The sequence below is a fragment of the Klebsiella sp. S69 genome, assembly GCF_016516145.1.
GTDB classification, from domain to species: domain Bacteria; phylum Pseudomonadota; class Gammaproteobacteria; order Enterobacterales; family Enterobacteriaceae; genus Klebsiella; species Klebsiella oxytoca.
This window is the reverse complement of the sequence record NZ_JACVUU010000005.1, coordinates 110,296-135,389: the sequence shown is the minus strand read 5'-3', so window position 1 is coordinate 135,389 and position 25,094 is coordinate 110,296. Positions and strand designations below refer to the sequence as shown.

The following is a 25,094-nucleotide window of genomic DNA, read 5'->3' as shown; positions in this document are numbered from 1 at the left end:
CTATTTTTTTGTCCTGAAGTCCGTCTGACACTACGAGGTGTACCATTTTTACCCGAGTCGCTAATTTTTGCCGTAAGGTGCTAAGCCGTGAAGAGCGCGAGGCAGAAGCCGCCGTCGAACAACTACATATGACGGTTATCCCGCGTGAGCAGCATGCAATTTCCCGCAAAGATATCAGTGAAAATGCCCTCAAGGTCATGTACAGACTCAACAAGGCGGGCTACGAATCGTGGCTGGTCGGCGGCGGCGTACGCGACCTGCTGCTGGGCAAAAAACCCAAAGATTTTGACGTCACCACCAACGCGACCCCGGAACAGGTGCGTAAGCTGTTCCGCAACTGCCGTCTGGTCGGCCGTCGCTTCCGCCTGGCGCACGTGATGTTCGGGCCGGAAATTATCGAAGTCGCGACCTTCCGCGGCCATCATGAAGGCCACACCACCGATCGCATCACCTCCCAGCGCGGCCAGAACGGCATGCTGCTGCGCGACAACATCTTCGGTTCGATTGAAGAAGACGCCCAGCGTCGTGACTTTACCATCAACAGCCTCTATTACAGCGTGGCGGATTTTACCGTCCGCGACTACGTCGGCGGCATGAAAGATCTGCAGGATGGCGTTATCCGCCTGATCGGCGATCCGGAAACCCGCTATCGTGAAGATCCGGTGCGGATGCTGCGCGCGGTACGTTTTGCGGCGAAGCTCGGCATGAGCATCAGCGAAGAGACCGCCGAGCCGATCCCACGCCTGGCGACGCTGCTGCACGATGTGCCGCCGGCGCGTCTGTTTGAAGAAGTCCTGAAGCTGCTGCAGGCCGGTGACGGATATCAAACCTATATCCTGCTGCGCGAATATAATCTGTTCCAGCCGCTGTTCCCGACCATTACCCGCTACTTCACCGAGCGCGGCGATAGTCCGATGGAGCGTATCATCAGCCAGGTGCTGAAGAATACCGATAACCGTATTCGCAACGACATGCGCGTTAATCCGGCGTTCCTGTTCGCGGTGATGTTCTGGTACCCGCTGCTGGAAACCGCGCAGAAAATCGCTCAGGAGAGCGGGCTGGCCTACTACGATGCCTTCGCGCTGGCGATGAACGACGTGCTGGACGAAGCCTGCCGTACGCTGGCGATCCCGAAACGCATCACCACTCTGGTGCGCGATATCTGGCAGCTTCAGCTGCGGATGTCCCGCCGTCAGGGCAAACGCGCGTGGAAGCTGATGGAGCATCCAAAATTCCGCGCCGCATACGATCTGCTGGAGCTGCGCGCCGGCGCCGAGAACAATGGCGAACTGCAGCGCCTGACCAAATGGTGGGGCGAGTTCCAGGTCGCTGCGCCGCCGGCTCAGAAAAATATGCTGGATGATTTGGGTGACGATCCGGCTCCACGTCGTCGCAACCGCCGTCCGCGTAAACGCGCGCCGCGTCGCGAAGGTAGCGCATGACGCTTGCTTATATCGCTATCGGCAGCAATCTGGCTTCTCCGCTGGAGCAGGTTAACGCTGCCGTCAACGCGCTGGCGGAGATTCCTGACAGCCGGGTGATAAGCGTTTCCTCTTTCTACCGTACACCGCCGCTGGGGCCGCAGGATCAGCCTGACTACCTCAACGCCGCCGTGGCGCTGGAGACCTCTCTCGCCCCAGAGGCGCTGCTCGACCACACTCAGCGCATTGAGCTGCAGCAGGGCCGTACCCGTAAAGCTGAACGCTGGGGCCCCCGCACGCTGGATCTCGATATCATGCTGTTCGGCGATGACGTGTTGAATACTCCGCGCCTGACCGTGCCGCACTACGATATGAAAAACCGCGGTTTTATGCTGTGGCCGCTGTTTGAAATTGCGCCTGAACTACGTTTCCCCGACGGTTTGGCATTGCGCGATGTTCTGGCCACCCTCGGCGCAGAAAAACCCGCTAGCTGGTAATACCCCTTCATTTTTTAGCAATTACGGCGATCGTGGTAATCGGTTGCCTAAAACCATTGCCCCCCTGAATGCGGCTGCTAGAATGCCGGTTAAAATGACTTTCATCATCAGGAAACGTTATGAAACCGACCACTATCGCCCTGCTGCAGAAATGCAAACAGGAGAAGAAACGCTTCGCCACTATCACCGCCTATGACTACAGCTTTGCAAAGCTGTTTGCCGATGAGGGTATCAACGTGATGCTGGTCGGCGATTCGCTGGGCATGACGGTACAGGGCCACGACTCCACCCTGCCGGTGACCGTAGAAGATATCGCCTACCATACCCGCGCGGTGCGCCGGGGCGCGCCAAACTGCCTGCTGCTCGCCGATCTGCCGTTTATGGCTTACGCCACGCCGGAACAAACCTTCGAGAACGCCGCCATCGTGATGCGCGCGGGGGCCAATATGGTCAAAATCGAGGGCGGCGCATGGCTGGCGGATACGGTGAAAATGCTCGCCGAGCGCGCGGTACCCGTATGCGGACACCTCGGGCTGACTCCCCAGTCGGTGAACGTCTTCGGCGGTTATAAAATTCAGGGGCGCGGCGATGCCGGGCAAGTTCTGCTGGATGATGCGCTGGCGTTAGAAGCGGCGGGCGCACAGCTGCTGGTCCTGGAGTGCGTGCCGGTCGAGCTGGCGAAACGCGTCACCGAGGCGCTCACCATCCCGGTAATCGGCATCGGCGCGGGCAACGTCACCGATGGACAGATCCTCGTGATGCATGACGCCTTTGGTATCACCGGTGGTCACATTCCCAAATTTGCCAAAAATTTCCTGAGCACAGCGGGCGACATGCGCGCCGCGGTACGGCAATATGTTGCCGAAGTGGAGTCCGGTGAATATCCGGGCGAAGAACACAGTTTCCATTAAGGAGTATTGTTGTGCTGATTATTGAAACCCTGCCGCTGCTGCGCCAGCATATTCGCCGTTTACGTCAGGAAGGCAAGCGCATTGCGCTGGTTCCCACCATGGGCAACCTGCACGATGGTCATATGAAGCTGGTCGATGCGGCAAAAGCCAGCGCGGATGTGGTGGTAGCCAGTATTTTCGTCAATCCGATGCAGTTTGACCGCCCGGACGATCTGGCGCGCTATCCGCGAACCCTGCAGGACGATTGCGAGAAGCTGAACAAACGCAAAGTCGATTTAATTTTTGCCCCTGCAGCGGCGGAAATTTATCCGCACGGCATCGAAAATCAGACTTACGTCGATGTTCCAGGACTGTCGACGATGCTCGAAGGCGCCAGCCGTCCTGGTCACTTCCGCGGCGTTTCGACCATCGTCAGCAAGCTGTTTAACCTGGTACAGCCGGATGTCGCCTGCTTCGGCGAAAAAGATTTCCAGCAGCTGGCGCTCATCCGCAAGATGGTGGCCGATATGGGCTATGACATCGAGATTATCGGCGTGCCGATTATGCGCGCTAAAGATGGGCTGGCGCTGAGCTCGCGCAACGGTTATCTCAGTGCTGAGCAGCGCAAAATTGCGCCGGGACTGCATAAGGTGATGAATAGCGTGGCGGAGAAACTGGCGGCCGGCGAACGTAATCTTGACGAGGTTATCGCGATTGCCGCTCAGGAGCTGAACGAAAAAGGCTTCCGCGCCGATGATATTCAGATCCGCGATGCCGATACGCTGCTCGACCTGACGGAAACCAGTAAGCGAGCGGTGATCCTGATGGCGGCCTGGCTCGGCGAAGCGCGTTTGATCGACAATCAGATCGTCGCACTCGCTGGCTAGACACGGGTTAAAAATCAGGCAATACTGCCAGGAATTTCCTCAAGGCGGACGTCATGTCCGCTTTGTTATCGTTAAGCTTTAAAGGTAGACGTTATGATTCGTAATATGCTGCAGGGCAAACTCCACCGCGTTAAAGTCACGCAGGCCGACCTGCACTATGAAGGCTCCTGCGCTATTGATCAGGATTTCCTCGATGCGTCCGGCATCCTTGAAAACGAGGCTATTCATATCTGGAACGTGACCAACGGTAATCGTTTCACCACCTATGCCATCGCCGCAGAGCGCGGGTCGCGAATTATCTCCGTTAACGGCGCGGCGGCACACTGCGCCAACGTCGGCGATATTTTGATTATCGCCAGTTTCGTCACCATGCCTGACGAAGAAGCCCGCACCTGGCAGCCGAAAGTCGCCTATTTCGAGGGCGAAAACGAAATGAAGCGCCAGGCAAAAGCCATTCCGGTACAGGTTGCCTGATCTACCCCTGCGGCTGGTTGCTAATCAGCCGCGACATCGTCTCCAGCGAATCCGTTCTGAGAATATATAGCCTTTTTAATAAGAACGGATTGTCGCCCGGCTTTACCTTACCTCTCACGGTAGTCACCGCCAGATGAAAACCGGCGTCGTTCGCCGCCTGAACCGCCTTAGCGTTATAGCCGCCAAACGGATAAGAAAGATAGAGCACGTGGGGATTAAACTGCGCCAGCGCCCGCCGCGAATGTTCAAAATCAAACAGAATATTGTGATAGCTGCGGCTGAGCAGAATCGGATGACGCCGGGCATCAACCCGATGCAGGAAATGGGTATGCGACTGCACGTCGAAGACATCCTGAATCTGTTTTAACTCGGAAATGCTCATAAACTGCAGCGAGTTCGGCGCCCATTTCTGCGGATGGCGCTTGATGCGCGATGAAATAATAAAAGCCGTAGCGTGAAAGCCATATTGCTTAAGAATCGGGTACGCATAGCGGTTGACCGATTTCAGACCATCGTCAAAAGTGATCACCACCGAACGCGCCGGAAGATTCACTTTATTACGCAGATAACCTTCCAGTTGATACATGCTCAGCGTGGCATAGCCCTGGTCGCGTAGCCAGGTCATCTGGTTGCTGAAGGCGCGAACGGAAGTCGTGGTCGAGGTATGACGAAACCGGGTGTTTTCTTCGTCACGCAGAATATGGTGATAAGTGAGTATGGGGATGCCGTTATCTTCCTGCGCATCCAGACTGCTCACCCACGCCAGGCGGTTACCGATGCGTATCTGAAACCAGGTTTGATTCAACCGATCCCGGAGCTTGCTGATAATCGGATAGCGCAAATTATTCGCCAGGGTGCCGAACGGCGCGCTGCCAGCGGAGGGGCCATCATAGACGGGCGTATCTTTCCAGGTAATGAGATTCTGGTTGCTCAGAGGCTTATGCAGGTCGCCGAGGCTATCCTCAACCCGCTGCTTGCCCTGCACTGGGCCAAGGTGGCCTTTATCGATAAAGCCGGTCGCAAAGCCAAAATTAAACTCGTAGTAATCGGCTGCGGTCGGCACTACCGCCAGTATTTGCCCTGCCCGTACGTTGCCGACGCTCACCACCTGGTTGCCAACCTGCGCCCAGATATCCGCATCTTCGGTCGTTTGCATATAGCGCGCGGGGGTGCCCTGCTGGCTTAACAGGCTGGCGGAAGCGCTGCACGCCGTAAGCAGAAGGAGTAAAACAAACATTCGGGCAAGCATGCGCATTGAACCGGTAGACAAAAACTGCCGTCATTGTAACAAAAGCGCGATCAATACCAATGCTTAATTCCCGTACGGCTCATGCAGCAGCCGGAAGGGTGGATTCTTTTGCTGCTGATGCCAGAGACTGCTCACCGCCGGGCCTCCGGCGCTGACAATGGCGTGTCGGAAGGCTTCGCTACTCAGGTTCTGGCGCAGCAAATACATACTTTCCAGTAATGAATAGTCGATCCCGGAAATCACTTCACAATGGGTGTGCTTATGGCTCATCAGCGCCGCCACGCGATAAGGCGCCGCGCCGGATTTATCGGTCAGGAAAATAACGCCTTCGCCGCCGTCCGTCTCATGCAGCGCATCGCACATCATACGGCTCAGCATATTGCTGCTGAGATTGCGCCAGTAGTTGACCGCCCGGCACTGCGTCAACGGCCCAAACTTTTTCTCCAGACGATCCAGCATCTCCTGCGCCAGCTCATCATGACAGGTAATCACCCAACCTAACATCGCCTACCTCCTTAGCAGGCAAACAATTTAGCAAGGCAAGTGATGAATATCGGTGATGGCAATCAAATTGTTGGCTGGCGCTTTGCCTCAGTGAGCAGCAAAGCGCCATCGGTCGTTAAATTAGCTGCGCAGCCCGCGTCCGCGCTGGATCAGATACCAGCACAAGAGATAAAACGCGACGATAAACACGACCAGCACGCCGAAGGTCGTCGCCAGAGGAACATCGTTAATTCCGAGGAAGCCGTAGCGGAAGCCGCTGATCATATAGACGATCGGATTGAGATGCGACAGCCCTTGCCAGAAGGGCGGCAGCAGGGTCAGGGAATAAAAAACCCCGCCAAGGTAGGTCAACGGCGTCAGCACGAAGGTCGGAATAAGGCTGATATCGTCAAAGGTTTTAGCAAACACCGCGTTCAGCAGGCCGGCCAGCGAGAATAGCACGGCGGTCAGTATCAGGGTCAGAGCGACAAATACCCACGAGTGGACCTGGAACGGAACAAAAAATAGCGAAATCGCCGTCACCAGAATCCCGACGCACAGACCGCGGGCAACTCCGCCGCCCACATAGCCGGCGATCACCACGTGCGTGGGGACCGGCGCGACCAGCAGTTCTTCAATATTGCGCTGGAATTTGGCGCTGAAGAAAGAGGACGCCACGTTGGCATAGGCGTTGGTGATCACCGCCATCATGATCAGACCCGGCACGATAAACTGCATATAGGTAAAACCGTGCATCTCACCGATGCGCGAACCGATCAGATTGCCAAAAATGACAAAGTAGAGGGTCATGGTTATCACCGGCGGCACCAGCGTCTGGACCCAGATACGCATAAACCGATGGATCTCTTTGGTCCAGATGCTTTTCAGCGCGACCCAATAAAGCTGCATCATGCTGATTCTCCTTTCCGGTCATGCACCAGCGTGACAAACAGCTCTTCAAGCCGGTTTGCTTTGTTACGCATACTTAATACCTGTATTCCCTGCGCGCTCAGCTGAGTGAACACGCTGTTAATCCCCTGCTCGCGCAGCACTTCTACCTCCAGAGTCGACGTATCGACCAGACGATACTGATAGCCTTCCAGCACCGGCAGCGGGCTTTTGGGAGCCAGGTCGAGAATAAAAGTTTCTGATTTCAGCTTGGCCAGCAGCGCTTTCATCGATGTGTTTTCCACCAGCTCGCCGCGCTGAATAATGCCGATATTGCGGCACAGCATTTCGGCCTCTTCCAGATAGTGGGTGGTCAGGATAATCGTCGTGCCTTTATCGTTGAGATCTTTCAAAAATCCCCACATTGAGCGACGAAGCTCAATATCCACTCCCGCCGTGGGCTCATCGAGGATCAGCAGCTTCGGTTCATGCATCAACGCGCGGGCGATCATCAGACGGCGCTTCATGCCGCCGGAGAGCATCCGCGCGCGCTCGTTGCGCTTTTCCCATAGGTCGAGCTGTTTGAGGTACTTTTCACTGCGGACAATCGCTTCTTTGCGCTCAACGCCGTAGTAGCCCGCCTGGTTGACCACAATCTGCTGCACGGTTTCAAACGGGTTGAAGTTGAACTCCTGCGGCACCAGACCGAGCTGGCGTTTGGCGTTCACCACATCCTTTTGCAGATCGTAGCCAAAAACATTCACCTCGCCGGAGGTTTTATTTACCAGCGAACTGATGATGCCGATAGTGGTCGATTTCCCCGCGCCGTTAGGCCCCAGGAGCGCGTAAAAATCGCCCGCTTCGACCTGCAGATCGATTCCGCGCAGCGCCTGAACTCCACCGGGGTAGGTTTTCTTGAGCTGTTTTAGTTCCAGAGCAATGGTCATTAAAGGTCTCTTCTCGTGTCGCGACACGCGATGGGTTGTTTTAAAAAATGTGAGGTTACCCTATATTAGCGCAACGCACTTACTTGGTTACAGGCCCGTAAACATCCATGAACGATATAGATACACTCATCAGCAACAATGCACTATGGTCAAAAATGCTGGTGGAGGAAGACCCCGGTTTCTTTGAGAAGCTGGCACAGGCGCAGAAACCGCGCTTTCTGTGGATTGGATGTTCCGATAGCCGCGTCCCCGCCGAACGTTTGACCGGCCTGGAACCCGGCGAGCTGTTTGTACACCGTAACGTTGCAAACCTGGTGATTCATACCGACCTGAACTGTCTTTCCGTGGTGCAGTACGCGGTTGATGTACTGGAAGTCGAGCACATCATCATCTGCGGCCACTACGGCTGCGGCGGCGTGCAGGCGGCAATTGAAAATACCGAGCTTGGCCTGATCGACAACTGGCTGCTGCATATCCGCGATATCTGGTTTAAGCACAGCTCATTACTGGGTGAGATGCCCGAAGAGCGTCGCCTTGATACGCTGTGTGAATTGAATGTGATGGAGCAGGTTTACAACCTGGGTCACTCAACGATTATGCAGTCGGCGTGGAAGCGCGGACAGAAAGTGACCATCCACGGGTGGGCCTACGGCATTCACGACGGCATGTTACGCGATCTTGACGTGACCGCCGTCAGCCGCGAAACGCTGGAACAGCGCTATCGCCAGGGTATTTCCAACCTTAAAAGCAAGCACGTCAATCACAAGTAATTCACGCGCTCCTCTTAATTATTATCCCGGGCCGCCGGGATAGATAATCCGCTTTATTCGTCGAGCAGGGTCACTTTGCCGATATAGGGCAGGTGACGGTAACGCTGAGCATAGTCAATGCCGTAGCCCACGACGAATTCATCCGGGATCGCAAAACCGACGAACTCTACCGGCACGTTAACTTCACGGCGGCTTGGCTTATCGAGCAGGGTACAAATCGCCAGGGATTTAGGTTCACGCAGGCTAAGAATTTCACGCACTTTTGACAGCGTGTTGCCGGAGTCAATGATGTCTTCCACGATCAGCACATCTTTACCGCGGATGTCTTCATCCAGATCTTTGAGGATTTTGACGTCGCGGGTGGTGGACATGCCGCTGCCGTAGCTGGATGCGGTCATAAAATCGACTTCATGGGGTACCTGAACTTCACGGCACAGGTCGGCCATAAACATAAATGAACCGCGCAACAGCCCCACCAGCACCATTTCGCTGCCGCTATCCTGGTAATGTTCATTAATTTGACGACCGAGCTCAGCAATACGGGCTTTGATCTCAGTTTCCGGGATCATCACTTCTACAGTATGTTTCATAAAACTAACCATTTGATTCTTAATGTAAATCATCAATGCCGCTGCGATTGCACCGACGTTGACCGGCAAGCCACGCAGTATACCAGCAAAAAGAAATATGCGATGCAGTGATTAATAAAGCCCATTTTGTGATTCCGATCACACTTGTTAAATCCTATAATTAATTGCAGGTAAAAAATTAACAATCAAACGAGTGTCTTTCTATGGCAGAAACAAAATCTCAACAATCACGGCTACTCGTGACGCTGACGGCTCTTTTTGCAGCGTTCTGTGGCCTCTATCTTTTAGCGGGCGGAGCCTGGCTGGTCGCCCTCGGCGGCTCCTGGTACTACCCTATCGCAGGTCTGGTGATGCTGGGCGTCACCGTCCTCCTGTTCCGCGGTAAGCGCTCTGCGCTTTGGCTTTACGCCGCGCTGCTGCTTGCCACGATGATTTGGGGCGTCTGGGAGGTTGGTTTTGACTTCTGGGCGCTGACCCCACGCAGCGACATTCTGGTCTTCTTCGGCATCTGGCTGATTCTTCCTTTTGTCTGGCGTCGCCTGCCGATTCCCTCCGCTGGCGCCGTTGCCGGGCTGGTCGTCGCCCTGCTGATTAGCGGCGGCATCCTCACCTGGGCCGGCTTCAACGACCCGCAGGAAGTCAACGGTACGCTGAGAGCGGATGCAACGCCAGCAGCGCCTATTTCCGACGTTGCCGATGGCGACTGGTCGGCGTATGGCCGTAATCAGGAAGGACAGCGTTACTCGCCGCTGAAGCAGATCAACGCCGATAACGTGAAGAATCTGAAAGAAGCCTGGGTCTTCCGTACGGGCGATCTCAAGCAGCCTAACGATCCGGGCGAAATTACCAACGAAGTTACGCCGATTAAAGTGGGCGACACGCTCTATCTGTGTACTGCCCACCAGCGCCTGTTCGCGCTTGATGCGGCCACCGGTAAAGAAAAATGGCATTTCGATCCGCAGCTCAACGCAGATCCCTCTTTCCAGCACGTGACCTGCCGCGGCGTTTCATATCATGAAGCCAGAGCGGACAATGCGCCGGCAGATGTGGTTGCCGACTGCCCGCGCCGTATCATTCTACCGGTCAACGATGGCCGCCTGTTCGCCATCAATGCCGAAACCGGTAAGCTGTGTGAATCCTTTGCTAATAAAGGCATTCTCAATCTACAAACCAACATGCCTGTCACTACGCCGGGTATGTACGAACCAACTTCACCGCCGATTATTACTGATAAAACGATCGTTATCGCCGGCGCCGTGACCGATAACTTCTCGACCCGCGAGCCGTCTGGCGTTATCCGCGGCTTTGATGTGAATACCGGTAAGCTGCTGTGGGCCTTTGATCCGGGTGCGAAAGATCCCAACGCGATTCCGAGTGATGAACATCATTTCACACTGAATTCACCTAACTCCTGGGCGCCAGCAGCCTATGACGCGAAGCTGGATTTGGTCTACCTGCCTATGGGCGTGACCACCCCGGATATCTGGGGCGGCAACCGTACGCCAGAACAGGAACGCTATGCCAGCTCCATCGTGGCGCTAAACGCCACCACCGGTAAACTGGCATGGAGCTACCAGACCGTGCACCACGATCTGTGGGATATGGATATGCCGTCGCAGCCGACGCTGGCGGACATCGACGTCAACGGTAAAACCGTACCGGTAATTTACGCTCCGGCAAAAACCGGTAATATTTTTGTCCTCGATCGCCGTAACGGTGAGCTGGTTGTCCCGGCACCGGAAAAACCGGTTCCGCAAGGGGCGGCGAAAGGTGACTACGTCTCAAAAACTCAGCCGTTCTCCGATCTGAGCTTCCGCCCGAAAAAAGACCTGAGCGGCGCGGATATGTGGGGCGCCACCATGTTTGACCAGCTGGTGTGCCGGGTTATCTTCCATCAGCTGCGCTATGAAGGCATCTTCACCCCGCCGTCAGAACAAGGAACTCTGGTGTTCCCGGGTAACCTGGGGATGTTCGAATGGGGCGGTATCTCCGTCGATCCGAACCGCCAGGTGGCGATTGCTAACCCAATGGCGCTGCCGTTTGTGTCAAAACTGATCCCGCGCGGCCCCGGCAACCCGATGGAGCAGCCGAAAGACGCCAAAGGTTCCGGTACTGAAGCAGGTATTCAGCCACAGTACGGCGTTCCCTACGGCGTTACGCTAAACCCGTTCCTGTCACCGTTTGGTCTGCCTTGCAAACAGCCGGCCTGGGGCTATATCTCCGCGCTGGATTTAAAAACCAACGAAGTGGTGTGGAAAAAACGTATCGGTACCCCGCAGGATAGCCTGCCGTTCCCGATGCCGATTAAACTTCCGTTCACCATGGGTATGCCGATGCTGGGCGGCCCTATTTCTACGGCAGGCAATGTGCTGTTTATCGGCGCGACCGCAGATAACTACCTGCGCGCGTACAATATGAGCAACGGTGAAAAATTATGGCAGGCCCGTCTGCCGGCGGGCGGCCAGGCGACGCCGATGACCTATGAAGTGAATGGCAAGCAGTACGTTGTCATCTCTGCGGGCGGTCACGGTTCGTTTGGCACGAAGATGGGCGACTATATCGTCGCTTACGCTCTGCCGGACGACGCGAAGTAATTCCGCTTTGCCTTCTGAGCCCCTTCCCTTGTCTTAGAGACAGGAAATAAAAAAACGCCCTTTACGGGCGTTTTTTTCAGTCGAGACCAGAGTTACTTCGCGAACTGCAGGGAAAGCAAAGAGGCTTTTGCCGCTTCCTGATACTGTTCAACTAAATCTTTGGTCATATTAAACGTCATCTGCACCGCCTTATTATTCTGCGATGTGATTAACATCATATTGAGAATTTCAGTATCCGCAGCCTGCGAATAGAAGGTGAGTAACCACCCCTTATGACCATCAACGGTAACGGCCTCGGCCTGCGGTTTTAAACTCTCCAGCATCTTAAGCATCATCTCTTTAAATGCATCGAGCTTCTCCGCTGGTAACGGATTGCGCCCTGCGGTAACCCCCAGCGATGCTTTGCCTTTCTCATCGCCATAAATGACCTGTGGACGGTTTTCGGAAGGGTATTTGAGCTTTGCCATCTCTTCAGACATTGGCGTCAGCCCCTCGGGGATTTCAACACTAAGCTTTAAATCGGGTATGTCCTTGCGTTCCATCGTCATCCCGGCATGTGCGGAAAGCGTAACAAATAGCGCCAGCGATGCGGCAATCACTTTGCGGTAAATATCCATTTCAACCTCGTTGATTATTAAGCAATCGCGACAGTATATGCGTGATTTTATTAATCAACACCCTCGGTAAGGACTTTAAGAAAAGTGCCCGCCCGCCGCGCAGGGCGAACGAGCAGGAAACGTCCTCAGGCAGTCGTAAAGGCCAACATCATTCCCGTATCTTCATGTTCCAGCAGATGGCAGTGCGCCATATAGGCAAACTCCTTCGGGGCATCATGGTCAAATTTCACCAGTACTTCACTCACTGCGCCTTCCACCCGAACGGTGTCTTTCCAGCCGCTGCGATGCGCTGCAGGCGCCTTGCCGTTTTCAGATAAAATACGGAACTGGGTACCGTGGATATGAAACGGATGCAGCATCATGTCGCCCTTACCGGAAATGACCCACCGCTCATACTGCCCTTTCGCCGCCGCAAACATGGGGACATTCATATCAAATGCTTTCCCGTTGATGCGGTTAGCGTTATGGAAATCAAAATCCTTATTACCGTGCTTCATCTGCATCATGCCGCCATGATTCATATGTTCCATGTCGCCGTGGTTCATAGTGTTCATATTCCCCATCTCGCCATGGTTCATCATCGCGCCGTGGTCCATTCCGGACATCGCCTGGTCGCCGTATTTTTGCATCAGCGCCTGCATGCCCATCATATCAAGCATCGGATCCATAGAGAGCTGCAGCGTACGCTGGGTTAGCCCTTGTAAGGAAGGTAGCGCTGGCATGGCGGCAAGGACATCCGGCAGCTTACCGGAAGCCGGAATCGTCAGCGGCTGAACGCGTAATACTGGCTGCGGTTTATCGAATGGCGTAATAGCCATACCCATCTGGCTCACCGGCAGCGTTATCAGATCAAAGGGTTTACCGTCCGTCGTATCCACCAGCACTTCAAACCGTTCCCCCATCAGCACCGGCAGCTCGTTAACTTTTACCGGCTCAGCAAGCAGACCACCATCGCTTGCCACGACGTACATGGGCCGCTTATCGCTGGTAGAGAAATTCAAAGAACGCGCGTTGCAGCCGTTAAGCAGACGCAAACGCAGCCAGCCGCGAGGTGCGGCATGCTCCGGATAAAGCGCGCCGTTGGTCAGCAGCGTATCGCCAAACCAGCCAACGGCGGCGCTCATAATATCGAGCTGGTAGTCAATCTGGCCTTCCGGGGTGAATTTCTTATCCTGCACGATCACCGGCACATCATCGATTCCCCACTGCTTTGGCAAGAGCAGCTTTTCACTTTCTGCATCAGAAATGAGCACCAGTCCGGCCAGCCCCATCGCCACCTGTCTGCCGGTTTTACCGTGTTGGTGAGGGTGGAACCAACAGGTCGCCGCCCGCTGCGTTGGCGTAAACGTCACGGTACGGGAACCTCCTGCGGGAATCACCCCCTGAGGGCCACCGTCAACGACGCCGGAAACCTCCAGACCGTGCCAGTGCACGGTAGTCTCCTCCGCCAGACGATTATGAATATCGATGGTTGCCGCCTCACCTTGCTTAAGCTGCAGGGCTGGCCCCAGCAGGCTACCGTTGTAGCCCCAGGTCGTCGCCAGGTGAGAGCCGAACTGCGTTTTTCCGGCCTGAATGGTTAAGGAGATGCGATTGCGCGCGTCAGCCATCAGCAGTTCCGGCACGGGCAAAGAGGGACGACCGGCAGCCAAAACCGCGCGGCTCCAGAGCGGCAATGCACTGGCTACGCTGACCGCAGCGGTTAATTTAAGAAATTCACGACGTTGCATTTTTCACATCCTTTTATTCTGCAGGTGAATAAATGAGCTTAAACCCTCCACCAACGGGAAGGTCAAGCGGAAGAGTAAGAATAAAGCTCAGCGTAGTGTAAAGAAGTATGCTAACTTTGTTTGTCAGTGATTCAATGGTAGAAAAAATGAAGACGCTTTTCAGAACAATAGTGCTTGGCAGCCTGCTTACTCTCTCCGCCAATAGCTATGCATTAAGCGAGTCCGAAGCGGAAGATATGGCTGATTTGACGGCGGTATTCGTCTTTCTGAAGAACGATTGCGGTTATCAAAATCTGCCTAACACGCAGATTCGTCGCGCTCTGGTGTTTTTTGCTCAGCAGAACCAGTGGGATTTAAGCAACTACGACAGCTTCAATATGAAAGCGCTGGGCGAGGATAGCTATCGGGATCTCAGCGGAATCAAAATTCCTACCACCAAAAAATGTAAAGCGCTGGCTCGCGACTCGCTTAGCCTGCTTGCCTACGTGAAATAATCACGCTTCTGATTTAACAAGTTTAATAGCCGTTTAAATACGGCTATTGTGTTATTGGTAATAGCGATTCACTTTACAGCGACGACTAATTCATATCTCAATTCAAAAACCTCACCGATAATTCATTAAGTGTTTAACTAATTAATAAAATTAATACTAATAAACCATTAAAAAAACAGCAGCCATATTATTGCAATCTCCTTTTTTGCACATTATTATCGCCCGATAACGACCCTTTTTATCAATGGAATGAAACCTTGAACATATCCTTATTTACCCGCGTAGCACCTCTGGCCGTCATTTTATTAGTAGGTTGTCAATCAACACAATCCCGACAATCCGCCAGATTAATGAAACCTTTACCTGACGCGACATTAAATCAACAGCAAACTGAACAGCAGAGAATTGCCGAGGAGCAAGCGCGCATTGAGACTTGCCGTAAAGCGCTGGAGTCACTGAAAGAGGTGAATCCAAAGCAGGCAGCTAAATTGGGGAATGAGTTCACCGCCCTGCTCAACGCCGCATCTCAATATAATTCTGTGCGCAGCAAAGTTGCAGAGCCAACTAAACAGGGTATCGACTCCATGTACCAGTTCAAATCAATCAAGCTATGCGCGGATATTGAGAAGGAACTGATCGATAGTCTGGTTAAACGCGGTGAAAATGTTCAGCCATGAACGGAAAAATAGCTATTAACTTCAATTCGATATCGCTGGCAGCAGCGCTTGTGCTGGCGCTGTCGCCATCACCCGACGCTCGCGCGGAAAAAGAGGCGCTGATACACGTTACGGCAAATTCGAATAGTGACACTTCAGGGCCGGCATTTTTAAATTACGCTAAAGAGCAGCAGACTCAGAAAGATCGCGAGCCTGCAAAGTCCGTTGAAGAAAAAAACGCTATTACGCAAACAACGAATAAAAAAAACGAGCAGAAAATCACTGAACTTTCACGCCAGGCTGCAATAATTGCTCAAAAAGATAAAATCATCCGGCAACTTCGGCAACAGCTTTCAGCAAAGCCAGCTACGGTTTATGCCGTACAGGACAATCAAAAAGATCTGACGGATAAAATTCGCCAGCTTGAGAAAGCATTAACGGTTGCCGTAGCAGAAAAACAATGCTTAATAGACAAAGAGCTCTCCGCCGCCGCTGAAATGAAACAGAAACTGGGGCAGCTCAATGCCACGGAAAATAAAATTCTGCTACAGGAAAAAAAGCTAGCTTCTGCGGAATCAGCGAAACAAAAGCTTGAATCACTGCTAACGGAAGCCGCCGCTGAAAAGCAAACGCTGTTAAAGAAGCTCGCGGCTGAGGAAAAACAACAGCAAGATATCGCCTCTAAGCTTGCTGCCGCTGCATCAGACAAGCAAGCGCTCGCTGCAAAGCTCGTCGCCGCAGAAACCGCACAGCGGGAACTCAAAACAAAACTGGATGCGGGAGAAACCGGCCGGCAAGCGCTGGCGGCGAAACTTGCTGCCGCAGTAGCGGAAAAGCAGGATTTGGCGGTAAAACTGGCGGCCACGGGGGTAGAAAACCGGGCGCTCACGGCAAAACTGGACTCCTTCACCATCAGCAGGCAGCAGCAGTCAGCGCCTCAGGAAAATGCGGTCAGCCCGCAGGCAGATGAAAACAACGCCCTGCTGCAGGCCAGCGCTGATGAGATAAGCCAGCTAAAGGCCCGGCTTGCTGATGCCGAGACGAAATCAGGTAAAAACCCGGCGGCTATCGATCTTACCAGAGAGCCTCAGCAGCAGGCTTACTCTGTCGGCGTATCGATGGGCGAGGAGGCGCTAAAAGTGTTGTCCACCCGCAGTTCACAGGGCATAAAAAGCAGTAAAGATACCGTTCTGCAGGGCATTCTGGATTCCTTTTCAGGGAAAATCGCCCTCGACGAGAAAGCGCGCAATAAGGCTCTGTTCGATGTGTCGAAAAAGGTCTTTCAGCATCTGCATAAGATAGAACAGCAGATGGTTAACGAAGGGAAAAAATACCAACAAAAATTCGCGAAACAAAAAGGTGTGGTATTTAAAGATGGGGTATACAGCCGTATCGACTATGCCGGCGAAGGTAAGATCCTCGACAGCGATACCGTCACCGTAACCATCAAGGAGACGCTAATCGATGGAACCGTTATTAACGACATGGAAGCGGAAGGCAAAGTCTGGTCTCAGACCCTAAAATCCTATCCTCCTGTCTTCCTCGGGCCAATAAAGCGCCTGGGGAACCACGGTTCTATTACGGTGGTTATCCCTCCTGAACTCGCCTATGGTAGCGAAGGCCGGCCACCCAAAATCCCGCCCGGAGCGACCATGGTGTATTCAGTCAGAATCGTAGACGCCACGGCGGCACAACCCCAGGCTAAAAACCCCTGATCCTCACGCCTCCTGACAGGGAGGCGTGTTTCCCTTTTCTTGAAAGGTTATGCCCCACGCTTCATTTGCTGAAATATCCACCGTGCATCATCTTCTATAGTTGGCTATGATGTTGCGCTCATTTTTAATGGGTGTAACAGGTGTTAACAAAGGAGGATCTGCCCGTGGCCGATAGCAATCTGTGGCATGAAACGCTGCACGACCATTTTGGTCAGTATTTCAGCGTTGATAACGTACTGTATCATGAGAAAACCGATCATCAGGATTTAATCATATTCGAAAACGCTGCCTTTGGCCGCGTGATGGCGCTGGATGGCGTAGTGCAAACCACCGAACGTGATGAGTTTATCTATCATGAAATGTTGACCCATGTTCCTTTGATGGCCCACGGCCAGGCGAAACATGTATTAATCATCGGCGGCGGCGATGGCGCAATGCTGCGCGAAGTCTCCCGTCATCGCAACATCGAAACCATCACCATGGTTGAAATTGACGCGGGCGTAGTTTCATTCTGCCGCCAGTATCTCCCTAATCATAATGCTGGCGCGTACGATGACCCGCGCTTTACGCTGGTTATTGACGATGGCGTCAATTTTGTTAATCAAACCGCGCAAACGTTTGACGTCATTATCTCCGACTGCACCGATCCTATCGGTCCCGGCGAGAGCCTGTTCACTTCCGCCTTTTACGAAGGCTGCAAACGCTGCCTCAATCCAGGAGGAATCTTCGTTGCTCAGAACGGCGTTAGTTTCCTGCAGCAGGATGAAGCCGTCGATAGCCATCGTAAGCTCAGCCATTACTTTGGTGATGTAAGCTTCTATCAGGCGGCGATCCCAACCTATTACGGCGGCATCATGACCTTCGCGTGGGCCACGGACAATGAAGCCCTGCGCCATCTTTCCAGTGAAATCATCCAGGCCCGTTTTCACAAGTCAAACCTGAAGTGTCGCTATTACAACCCGGCAATTCACGCGGCGGCATTTGCTTTACCGCAATATTTACTGGATGCGCTATCCACCGTTAAGTAAGGGGGTGATCTAAATTGAAAAAATTGAAGCTGCACGGCTTTAACAATCTGACCAAAAGCCTGAGTTTTTGCATTTATGATATCTGCTACGCAAAAACGGCAGAGGAGCGCGATGGCTACATCGCCTATATTGATGAACTCTATAACGCCAACCGCCTGACAGAAATTTTGTCGGAGACCTGTTCGATTATCGGCGCCAATATTCTTAACATTGCCCGTCAGGATTATGAACCTCAGGGCGCCAGCGTGACTATTCTGGTCAGCGAAGAGCCGATCGACCCGCAGCTCATCGATCAGACGGAACACCCGGGCCCGCTACCGGAAACCGTCGTGGCGCATCTCGATAAAAGCCATATTTGCGTTCACACCTACCCGGAAAGCCATCCTGAAGGCGGGCTGTGCACCTTCCGCGCCGATATTGAAGTCTCAACCTGCGGGGTCATTTCGCCGCTGAAAGCCCTGAACTATCTGATTCACCAGCTTGAATCCGATATCGTCACCATCGATTACCGCGTTCGCGGCTTCACCCGTGATGTGAACGGTATGAAGCACTTCATCGATCATGAAATCAACTCCATTCAAAACTTCATGTCCGAGGATATTAAATCTTTGTATGACATGGTGGACGTGAACGTTTATCAGGAAAATATTTTCCATACCAAGATGTTGCTGAAGGAGTTCGACCTTAAGCACTACATGTTTCACACCAGGCCGGAAGATTTAACGGAAGAAGAGCGCAGGGTCATCACCGATCGGCTCTGGAAAGAGATGCGCGAAATTTACTACGCAAGAAATATTCCGGCGGTGTAACGCCCGGCGGAGCACGGAGGCTCCGCCAGACTTAGCGCTGCTGCATAAACTCCCGGTAGGCAGCAACGACCTGCAAAAAATCTTCAACGCCGCAGAGCGAGAGGCTTTCTTCGTCATAGTAGCTCATCCCCTCTTCTATCTCATCGCCGGAAAAATCCAGCTGATTAGCGCGGATCATCACTTCTTCACCATCCAGCCATAGCGTGTATTCATGGCCAGCACGTTGCCAGGAACGTTCGCTGCCTTTAATGGTACGCGCAGCCTGCTCTACTTCATCCAGCAGGGCAAGGTTGCCTTTAACCTCCTCGTTGAACCAGTGGCCGAGCGCCTCATGGTCCATCGACATTCGCACCTTTACCACTCCGGTAATATCGCGCAGAAATTCGTAATCCATAGTCTTTTCCTCTGCAAGGGCAGTGCGTCACCGCTGCACTGTACCCATAACGTCATTATCGCAGCAGTCAGAGAGAAAAAAAGCGTCGCTGACGGAGGGATTGGAAATAAAAATGCCCGGTGATGCAATGTTCACCGGGCATTGAAGGGATTATGTACAACGCTGACTTATTGCGTTATACCGCGGTCTGGAAAATCACCCCATCAGCCTTCTCAGTATACTGACCCAGCTGATCGAAGTTCAGGTAGCGGTAGGTATCCGCCGCGGTTTTATCCACCTGAGCAACGTAGGTCTGATACTCTTCCGGTGTCGGTAGCTTACCAATCAGCGCCGCAACGGCCGCCAGCTCCGCAGAAGCCAGGAAGACGTTAGCGCCGGTACCTAAACGGTTCGGGAAGTTACGGGTTGAGGTTGAAACCACCGTCGCACCGTCGGCAACGCGCGCCTGGTTACCCATACACAGGGAGCAGCCAGGAATTTCAATACGCGCACCGCTCTTACCGAACACGCTGTAGTAGCCTTCTTCAGTCAGCTGCGCAGCATCCATACGGGTTGGCGGCGCCACCCACAGGCGAGTCGGCAGTTGGCCTTTGTGGCTGTCCAGCAGCTTACCGGCCGCGCGGAAGTGGCCAATGTTGGTCATGCAGGAACCGATAAAGACTTCATCGATCTTCTCACCCTGCACGTCGGACAGCAGACGCGCATCGTCCGGATCGTTCGGCGCGCAGAGGATAGGCTCTTTGATATCGGCCAGATCGATCTCGATCACCGCCGCATATTCTGCATCCGCATCGCCTTCCAGCAGCTGCGGATCGGCCAGCCATTTTTCCATGCCCTGAACGCGACGCTCCAGCGTACGACGATCGCCGTAACCTTCGGCGATCATCCACTTCAGCAGGACGATATTGGAGGTCAGATATTCAACAATCGGCTCTTTGTTCAGCTTGATGGTACAGCCGGCGGCAGAACGCTCGGCGGAGGCATCGGTCAGCTCAAACGCCTGCTCGACCTTCAGATCCGGCAGACCTTCAATTTCCAGAATGCGGCCAGAGAAGATGTTTTTCTTCCCTTTCTTCTCAACGGTCAGCAGACCTTGTTTGATTGCGTACAGCGGGATCGCATGCACCAGATCGCGCAGAGTGATACCCGGCTGCATTTTGCCTTTAAAGCGAACCAGTACTGATTCCGGCATATCCAGCGGCATAACGCCGGTTGCTGCGGCAAACGCCACCAGACCGGAGCCTGCCGGGAAAGAGATACCAATCGGGAAACGGGTATGCGAGTCACCGCCGGTGCCCACGGTATCCGGCAGCAGCATACGGTTCAGCCAGGAGTGGATAACGCCATCGCCCGGACGCAGCGATACGCCGCCGCGGTTCATAATGAAGTCCGGCAGCGTATGGTGCGTTGTCACGTCAACCGGCTTCGGATACGCAGCGGTGTGGCAGAAGGACTGCATCACCAGGTCGGCAGAGAAGCCCAGACAGGCCAGGTCTTTCAGCTCATCACGGGTCATTGGGCCAGTGGTGTCCTGAGAGCCTACGGAGGTCATCTTCGGTTCGCAATAAGCGCCCGGACGGACGCCGGCAACGCCGCAGGCGCGGCCAACCATTTTCTGCGCCAGCGAGTATCCGCGGCTACTTTCCGCTACATCTTTCGCCTGACGGAAAACATCGCTGTGCGGCAGACCCAGCGCTTCACGCGCTTTGGTGGTCAGGCCGCGACCGATAATCAGTGGAATACGGCCACCGGCGCGGACTTCGTCGATCAGCACGTCGGTTTTCAGTTCGAAGTTCGCCAGCAGCTCGCCGGTTTCGTGGTTACGCACTTCGCCTTTGAACGGATAAACGTCGATGACGTCGCCCATATTCAGGCGGTTTACGTCAACTTCAATCGGCAGCGCGCCAGCATCTTCCATGGTGTTGAAGAAGATAGGCGCAATTTTGCCGCCGAGAACCAGACCGCCGCCGCGTTTGTTCGGCACGTTCGGAATATCGTCGCCCATAAACCACAGCACCGAGTTGGTGGCGGATTTACGCGATGAACCGGTACCAACGACATCACCAACGTAGGCCAGCGGGAAGCCTTTTTGCTGCAGGGCTTCAATTTGCTTAATCGGGCCAACGACGCCAGGCTGATCCGGGTCGATACCTTCACGGGCGTTTTTCAGCATCGCCAGCGCGTGCAGCGGGATATCCGGACGAGACCAGGCATCAGGAGCCGGGGACAGGTCATCAGTATTGGTTTCACCGGTCACTTTAAAAACGGTCACGGTGATTTTATCGGCCAGCTGAGGACGGCTCAGGAACCACTCAGCGTCTGCCCAGGATTGCATCACCTGTTTGGCATATGCGTTGCCCGCTTTGGCTTTCTCTTCTACGTCGTAGAAATTATCAAACATCAGCAGGGTGTGGGACAGCGCTTTGGCGGCAATCGGCGCCAGCTTTGCGTCGTCGAGCGCGTCAATCAGGGGATGAATATTGTAACCGCCCTGCATGGTGCCCAGCAGTTCGATAGCTTTTTCAGGGGTAACCAGTGGGGAGGTCGCTTCGCCTTTAGCGATCGCGGCAAGGAATCCGGCTTTAACATAGGCGGCTTCGTCGACGCCTGGCGGTACGCGGTTAATTAACAGGTCTAACAGGAATTCTTCTTCACCCGCAGGCGGGTTTTTCAGCAGTTCTACCAGCGCGGCCATTTGGGTTGCATCTAAGGGTTTGGCAACAATCCCCTCGGCGGCACGCTCAGCTACGTGCTTACGGTATTCTTCTAGCACGACGGTTCTCCTCGCTCTCATTGTAAAATGCGGTAGGCGATTCTCTTCACGCTCCTGTGAGACAGCAGTTTGTAGGGTAAATGCCCGATACCGCGTCGGCAGCATAGCAGGATTTTGGCGGGGTGTTAATCTGTTTACAAAAAAGCAACATTAAAAATTAGCTGAATCGTTAAGGGCAGAATATTGCAGGTTTTATGTCAGTTTAGCGGAAGATAAAATTAATTCTGTTACACATAACTGACCACAATCCCAACAAAAATCAAAAACGCAAATGCGCCCTCCTTAATACTCAGGCACTTCTCCGTCGTTCGACAATAGTCAGTCGAAACGGGCCAACTTTTGTGTCGGGAGTACTCATGACGCTGCCTTTCAAACCCCACGTGCTCGCCCTGCTTTGCAGCGCCGGGCTACTCGCCGCCGCGGGTACGCTGTATGTAAAAAGCCGGGAACCGCAAACCGCTGCCGAGCCCCCTGCCGTTACGCAGACGGCTCAGGCAACCGCCGCCGCTCAGCCGGTGACTACCGCCTTGACTCCCGCACAGATAGATCAGTGGGTCGCGCCGATTGCGCTCTATCCCGATAATCTACTGTCACAGGTGCTAATGGCTTCGACTTATCCGGGCAACGTCGTGCAGGCGGTGCAGTGGTCGCAGGATCATCCGACGATGAAAGGCGATTCGGCGGTACAGGCGGTGGCAAATCAGCCCTGGGATCCCAGCGTAAAATCGCTGGTCGCCTTCCCCGCTCTGCTGACGTTAATGGGGGAAAACCCGCCATGGGTGGAAAACCTGGGGAACGCATTTCTTGCCCAACCTCAGGACGTAATGGACTCGGTGCAGCGCTTACGCGCCATTGCCCGGCAAACCGGAACGTTAAAATCCACGCCGCAGCAGAAAATCATTACCGCCACCAGCTCCGCGGCTCCGGCAACGTCAACGTCAACGTCAACGACCACCGCTTCCCGCAGTAGCAGCGCCGTCACCTCCTCCGCCCCGGCGCCAGTGATTATTAAGATCGAATCCACCGATCCGAATGTCGTGTATGTGCCGGCCTATAATCCCTCGGTGGTTTATGGCGCCTGGCCTGACGCGGCCTATCCACCAGTCTACCTGCCGCCGCCTCCCGGCGAGCAGTTCACCAATAGCTTTGTAAAAGGTTTTGGTTTTAGCCTCGGCGTCGCCACCACCTACGCCTTATTCAGCAATATCGACTGGGATGACAATGACCATCATCATGATGACGATCATCACCATCACGATGATGATCATCACGGCGACTACTCGCACAACGGCGATAATATCAATATCAACGTGAATAATTTCAACCATATCACCGGACAAAACCTGCCGGGGAATCATGCCAGCTGGCAGCATAATCCCACCTGGCGCGGTAATATTCCGTACCCAAACGACAACATTGCGCAGCAATTCCATCAGACCACTGTTCCCGGTGGGCTGAGCGCGACCCGACATCAGCTAGTCGATCGCAACGCACAGCGTCAGGCTGCAATGACTCAGCTGCAGCAGCGTACCGGCCCGGCGTCAGCAGCAGGTCACTCGAACGCACATGCGCCTTACCGCGATGCCCAGCGTCAGGCCGCATCGCAGCAGCTGCATCAGCTGACCCAGCGCAATAACTATCGCGGCTATGACCAGGCGCAGGCGGTTAATCATAGCGCCGTACAACCGCAACATCGGGAAGCGCTAAAAACGCAAATCCAGACTTCCACAGGGCAGCAGCAGCGCCGCGAACAGTTGCGGACCGCAACGCCCGAGCAACACCAGCAGAAGCTAAATGACCTCCACGTCAATGCCCTCAGCGGTAACGACATCCGCTCTCCCGACTGGCAGTTGCAGCGGGAACGCGGCCTGCAGAGCCGTCATATCTCAGGTTTAAACAGCGAGCAGCGCAGCGCGGTCAGAGAGCACTTATCCGCCCATCGTGAACTGCGCCATCGCTGAGGATACGCAAATGAAAAAATTATTAAAAATGACGCTGTTGGCCCTGGTCCTGGCGCCCGCCATGGCGCTAGCTCAGCAGCAGTTTTCCTCCCCTGATGAGGCCGCAAGCGCGCTGGCTGAGGCAATCGGCAGGCATGATGAATCTGCTTTCAACGAGCTGCTCGGCGATAGCTGGCAGCAATTTTTACCGCCGGATGGCATCGACCCTGACGCCGTCGCTCGCTTTCAGCGTGACTGGAAGGTTGGCCACCGTATCGTTCTGCAGGAAAATACCGCCTGGCTGGAGGTAGGCCGGACAGAGTGGCGTCTGCCGATACCCATCATCAAAGATAACGATGGCTGGCATTTTGATATGGCCGCGGCTGAAGATGAGATTCTCACGCGCGCAATTGGTCGTAATGAACTGTCAGCCATTCAGGCTATGCACGCTTACGTTGACGCTCAGCAGGATTTTTATCAATTAAACCACGCCTGGGCGCAGAAGATTATCAGCAGCGACGGCAAGAAAGATGGGCTCTACTGGCCCGTCGCGCCGGGAGAGGCATCCAGCCCGTTAGGGCCAGCCTTTAGCCCCGTTGAACCCGGTGAGGGCTATCATGGCTATCGTTTCCGTATTATCAAAGATGGGGGCAATCATGGCGTCGCCCTGCTGGCATGGCCCGCGACATGGGGGAAAACCGGCATCATGAGCTTTATGGTCAACCAGGATGATCGCGTTTATCAGGCTAATTTAGGTGAAGAAACGCCGAACAAGGCGCAGGCCATTTCTCAGTTTTCACCTGATAATGGCTGGCAGGCCATCGATCAGTAAAAAAGCCCGGCGCGCGATAACGCTGCCGGGCCATATCGCCATGATGAGTTAGCCCTGATGGGGCATCAGAGACGGGTCGCCCGCAAAAGCCGGTTTAGTGCTGCTCAGCGCCGCTTCGTCAGCGCTGATGCTACCGGAATTCGCCGCCCACACGCCTTCGCGAGTCTTCGTGATCTGCTGATGCTGCATATTTAAATCCTGGCCCATAGCCGCAATATGCGTACTTTCAGTACCGCCGCTGTTATCAGCCCAGGGGATAACGGCATCAGCTGCGCAGGCCATGCCCGAAACTAAGGTTGCTGCCAACAGCGTCGTCGTTAAAAATCTTTTCATCACACACCTCACATATAGTTAATTAGCTATAAGTTTACATAGTTACTATTTTTCAAGCATTAATAAGGTGTGCAATTTTATTA

Annotated in this window: 24 protein-coding genes; 14 read left to right on the top strand and 10 right to left on the bottom strand. The window is 54.1% G+C overall.

Annotation, left to right across the window (positions count from 1 at the left end; all coding sequences use genetic code 11):
- The first annotated feature begins 44 nt into the window (after positions 1-44).
- From pcnB to panD, 5 genes are all read left to right on the top strand, one after another.
- Entirely contained in the window at positions 45-1,442 is a 1,398-nt protein-coding gene (gene pcnB / locus IAE27_RS07000) for a polynucleotide adenylyltransferase PcnB (protein WP_071787138.1), read from the top strand.
- Positions 1,439-1,918, top strand: coding sequence for a 2-amino-4-hydroxy-6-hydroxymethyldihydropteridine diphosphokinase (folK, locus tag IAE27_RS06995; protein WP_070555858.1), 480 nt, complete (start codon positions 1,439-1,441; stop codon positions 1,916-1,918). The genes pcnB and folK overlap by 4 nt, the downstream gene beginning before the upstream one ends.
- A 119-nt stretch (positions 1,919-2,037) precedes the next feature.
- Positions 2,038-2,829 carry a 3-methyl-2-oxobutanoate hydroxymethyltransferase gene (panB, locus tag IAE27_RS06990; protein ID WP_004108012.1) on the top strand — a complete coding sequence of 264 codons (792 nt, stop codon included), beginning with the start codon at positions 2,038-2,040 and terminating at the stop codon, positions 2,827-2,829.
- Between the two features lie 11 nt (positions 2,830-2,840).
- Entirely contained in the window at positions 2,841-3,695 is an 855-nt protein-coding gene (gene panC / locus IAE27_RS06985) for a pantoate--beta-alanine ligase (RefSeq protein ID WP_070555855.1), read from the top strand.
- 93 nt (positions 3,696-3,788) lie between these two features.
- Complete coding sequence (gene panD, locus IAE27_RS06980) at positions 3,789-4,169, top strand: aspartate 1-decarboxylase (RefSeq protein ID WP_004108014.1); 381 nt, start codon at positions 3,789-3,791, stop codon at positions 4,167-4,169.
- Position 4,170: 1 nt separating this feature from the next.
- On the opposite strand, the gene IAE27_RS06975 is transcribed toward panD, so the two are convergent.
- The 4 genes from IAE27_RS06975 to IAE27_RS06960 form a co-directional block, all read right to left on the bottom strand.
- A complete protein-coding gene (locus IAE27_RS06975; RefSeq protein ID WP_004108028.1) occupies positions 4,171-5,424 on the bottom strand; it encodes a polysaccharide deacetylase family protein in 1,254 nt (417 codons plus the stop codon).
- 57 nt (positions 5,425-5,481) lie between these two features.
- Positions 5,482-5,922, bottom strand: a complete 441-nt coding sequence (locus tag IAE27_RS06970; RefSeq protein WP_115239994.1) for a PTS sugar transporter subunit IIA — start codon at positions 5,920-5,922, stop codon at positions 5,482-5,484.
- 120 nt (positions 5,923-6,042) lie between these two features.
- On the bottom strand, positions 6,043-6,813 hold the full coding sequence (locus IAE27_RS06965; protein WP_004108033.1) for an ABC transporter permease: 771 nt from the start codon (positions 6,811-6,813) through the stop codon (positions 6,043-6,045).
- On the bottom strand, positions 6,810-7,736 hold the full coding sequence (locus IAE27_RS06960) for an ABC transporter ATP-binding protein (protein WP_004108035.1): 927 nt from the start codon (positions 7,734-7,736) through the stop codon (positions 6,810-6,812). Before IAE27_RS06960 ends, IAE27_RS06965 begins: the two co-directional genes overlap by 4 nt.
- Before the next feature lie 107 nt (positions 7,737-7,843).
- Here IAE27_RS06960 and can point away from each other — a divergent pair, with 107 nt between their 5' ends.
- Entirely contained in the window at positions 7,844-8,506 is a 663-nt protein-coding gene (gene can / locus IAE27_RS06955) for a carbonate dehydratase (protein WP_004108036.1), read from the top strand.
- A gap of 53 nt (positions 8,507-8,559) precedes the next feature.
- On the opposite strand, the gene hpt is transcribed toward can, so the two are convergent.
- Positions 8,560-9,096, bottom strand: coding sequence for a hypoxanthine phosphoribosyltransferase (gene hpt, locus IAE27_RS06950; protein ID WP_023322073.1), 537 nt, complete (start codon positions 9,094-9,096; stop codon positions 8,560-8,562).
- 203 nt (positions 9,097-9,299) lie between these two features.
- On the opposite strand from hpt, the gene IAE27_RS06945 reads away from it, so the two are divergent.
- Entirely contained in the window at positions 9,300-11,690 is a 2,391-nt protein-coding gene (locus IAE27_RS06945; RefSeq protein ID WP_004108050.1) for a glucose/quinate/shikimate family membrane-bound PQQ-dependent dehydrogenase, read from the top strand.
- A 92-nt stretch (positions 11,691-11,782) separates the two neighbouring features.
- On the opposite strand, the gene IAE27_RS06940 is transcribed toward IAE27_RS06945, so the two are convergent.
- Both IAE27_RS06940 and cueO read right to left on the bottom strand, forming a co-directional pair.
- Positions 11,783-12,307, bottom strand: coding sequence for a hypothetical protein (locus IAE27_RS06940; RefSeq protein ID WP_108704197.1), 525 nt, complete (start codon positions 12,305-12,307; stop codon positions 11,783-11,785).
- Between the two features lie 125 nt (positions 12,308-12,432).
- Positions 12,433-14,037 carry a multicopper oxidase CueO gene (cueO, locus tag IAE27_RS06935; RefSeq protein ID WP_154022194.1) on the bottom strand — a complete coding sequence of 535 codons (1,605 nt, stop codon included), beginning with the start codon at positions 14,035-14,037 and terminating at the stop codon, positions 12,433-12,435.
- 146 nt (positions 14,038-14,183) lie between these two features.
- Between cueO and IAE27_RS06930 the strand changes: the two genes are divergently transcribed.
- The 5 genes from IAE27_RS06930 to speD all read left to right on the top strand — a co-directional run bounded on the left by IAE27_RS06930 (position 14,184) and on the right by speD (position 18,739).
- The gene (locus IAE27_RS06930; RefSeq protein WP_004872121.1) at positions 14,184-14,531 is read left to right on the top strand and encodes a YacC family pilotin-like protein; all 348 of its coding nucleotides are present in this window, start codon (positions 14,184-14,186) and stop codon (positions 14,529-14,531) included.
- Positions 14,532-14,788: 257 nt separating this feature from the next.
- Positions 14,789-15,208 carry a permease gene (locus IAE27_RS06925; RefSeq protein WP_224227579.1) on the top strand — a complete coding sequence of 140 codons (420 nt, stop codon included), beginning with the start codon at positions 14,789-14,791 and terminating at the stop codon, positions 15,206-15,208.
- Positions 15,205-16,902 carry an FKBP-type peptidyl-prolyl cis-trans isomerase gene (locus tag IAE27_RS06920; RefSeq protein WP_200092174.1) on the top strand — a complete coding sequence of 566 codons (1,698 nt, stop codon included), beginning with the start codon at positions 15,205-15,207 and terminating at the stop codon, positions 16,900-16,902. The genes IAE27_RS06925 and IAE27_RS06920 overlap by 4 nt, the downstream gene beginning before the upstream one ends.
- Before the next feature lie 164 nt (positions 16,903-17,066).
- Positions 17,067-17,930 carry a polyamine aminopropyltransferase gene (gene speE / locus IAE27_RS06915; protein WP_108704200.1) on the top strand — a complete coding sequence of 288 codons (864 nt, stop codon included), beginning with the start codon at positions 17,067-17,069 and terminating at the stop codon, positions 17,928-17,930.
- A 14-nt stretch (positions 17,931-17,944) separates the two neighbouring features.
- Positions 17,945-18,739: an adenosylmethionine decarboxylase gene (speD, locus tag IAE27_RS06910; RefSeq protein WP_004108061.1), complete on the top strand. Its 795-nt coding sequence runs from the start codon at positions 17,945-17,947 to the stop codon at positions 18,737-18,739.
- Between the two features lie 31 nt (positions 18,740-18,770).
- On the opposite strand, the gene yacL is transcribed toward speD, so the two are convergent.
- Together yacL and acnB are read right to left on the bottom strand one after the other, a co-directional pair.
- Positions 18,771-19,133, bottom strand: coding sequence for a protein YacL (gene yacL, locus IAE27_RS06905; protein ID WP_004108063.1), 363 nt, complete (start codon positions 19,131-19,133; stop codon positions 18,771-18,773).
- A 175-nt stretch (positions 19,134-19,308) separates the two neighbouring features.
- Entirely contained in the window at positions 19,309-21,906 is a 2,598-nt protein-coding gene (gene acnB / locus IAE27_RS06900; RefSeq protein ID WP_004108065.1) for a bifunctional aconitate hydratase 2/2-methylisocitrate dehydratase, read from the bottom strand.
- Between the two features lie 356 nt (positions 21,907-22,262).
- On the opposite strand from acnB, the gene IAE27_RS06895 reads away from it, so the two are divergent.
- Together IAE27_RS06895 and IAE27_RS06890 are read left to right on the top strand one after the other, a co-directional pair.
- Positions 22,263-23,867, top strand: a complete 1,605-nt coding sequence (locus IAE27_RS06895) for a DUF3300 domain-containing protein (protein WP_115239997.1) — start codon at positions 22,263-22,265, stop codon at positions 23,865-23,867.
- Positions 23,868-23,877: 10 nt separating this feature from the next.
- Complete coding sequence (locus IAE27_RS06890; RefSeq protein WP_070555843.1) at positions 23,878-24,678, top strand: DUF2950 family protein; 801 nt, start codon at positions 23,878-23,880, stop codon at positions 24,676-24,678.
- 48 nt (positions 24,679-24,726) lie between these two features.
- Here IAE27_RS06890 and IAE27_RS06885 read toward each other — a convergent pair whose 3' ends face one another.
- Positions 24,727-25,011 carry a hypothetical protein gene (locus IAE27_RS06885; RefSeq protein ID WP_004108075.1) on the bottom strand — a complete coding sequence of 95 codons (285 nt, stop codon included), beginning with the start codon at positions 25,009-25,011 and terminating at the stop codon, positions 24,727-24,729.
- Between the last annotated feature and the right edge of the window lie 83 nt (positions 25,012-25,094).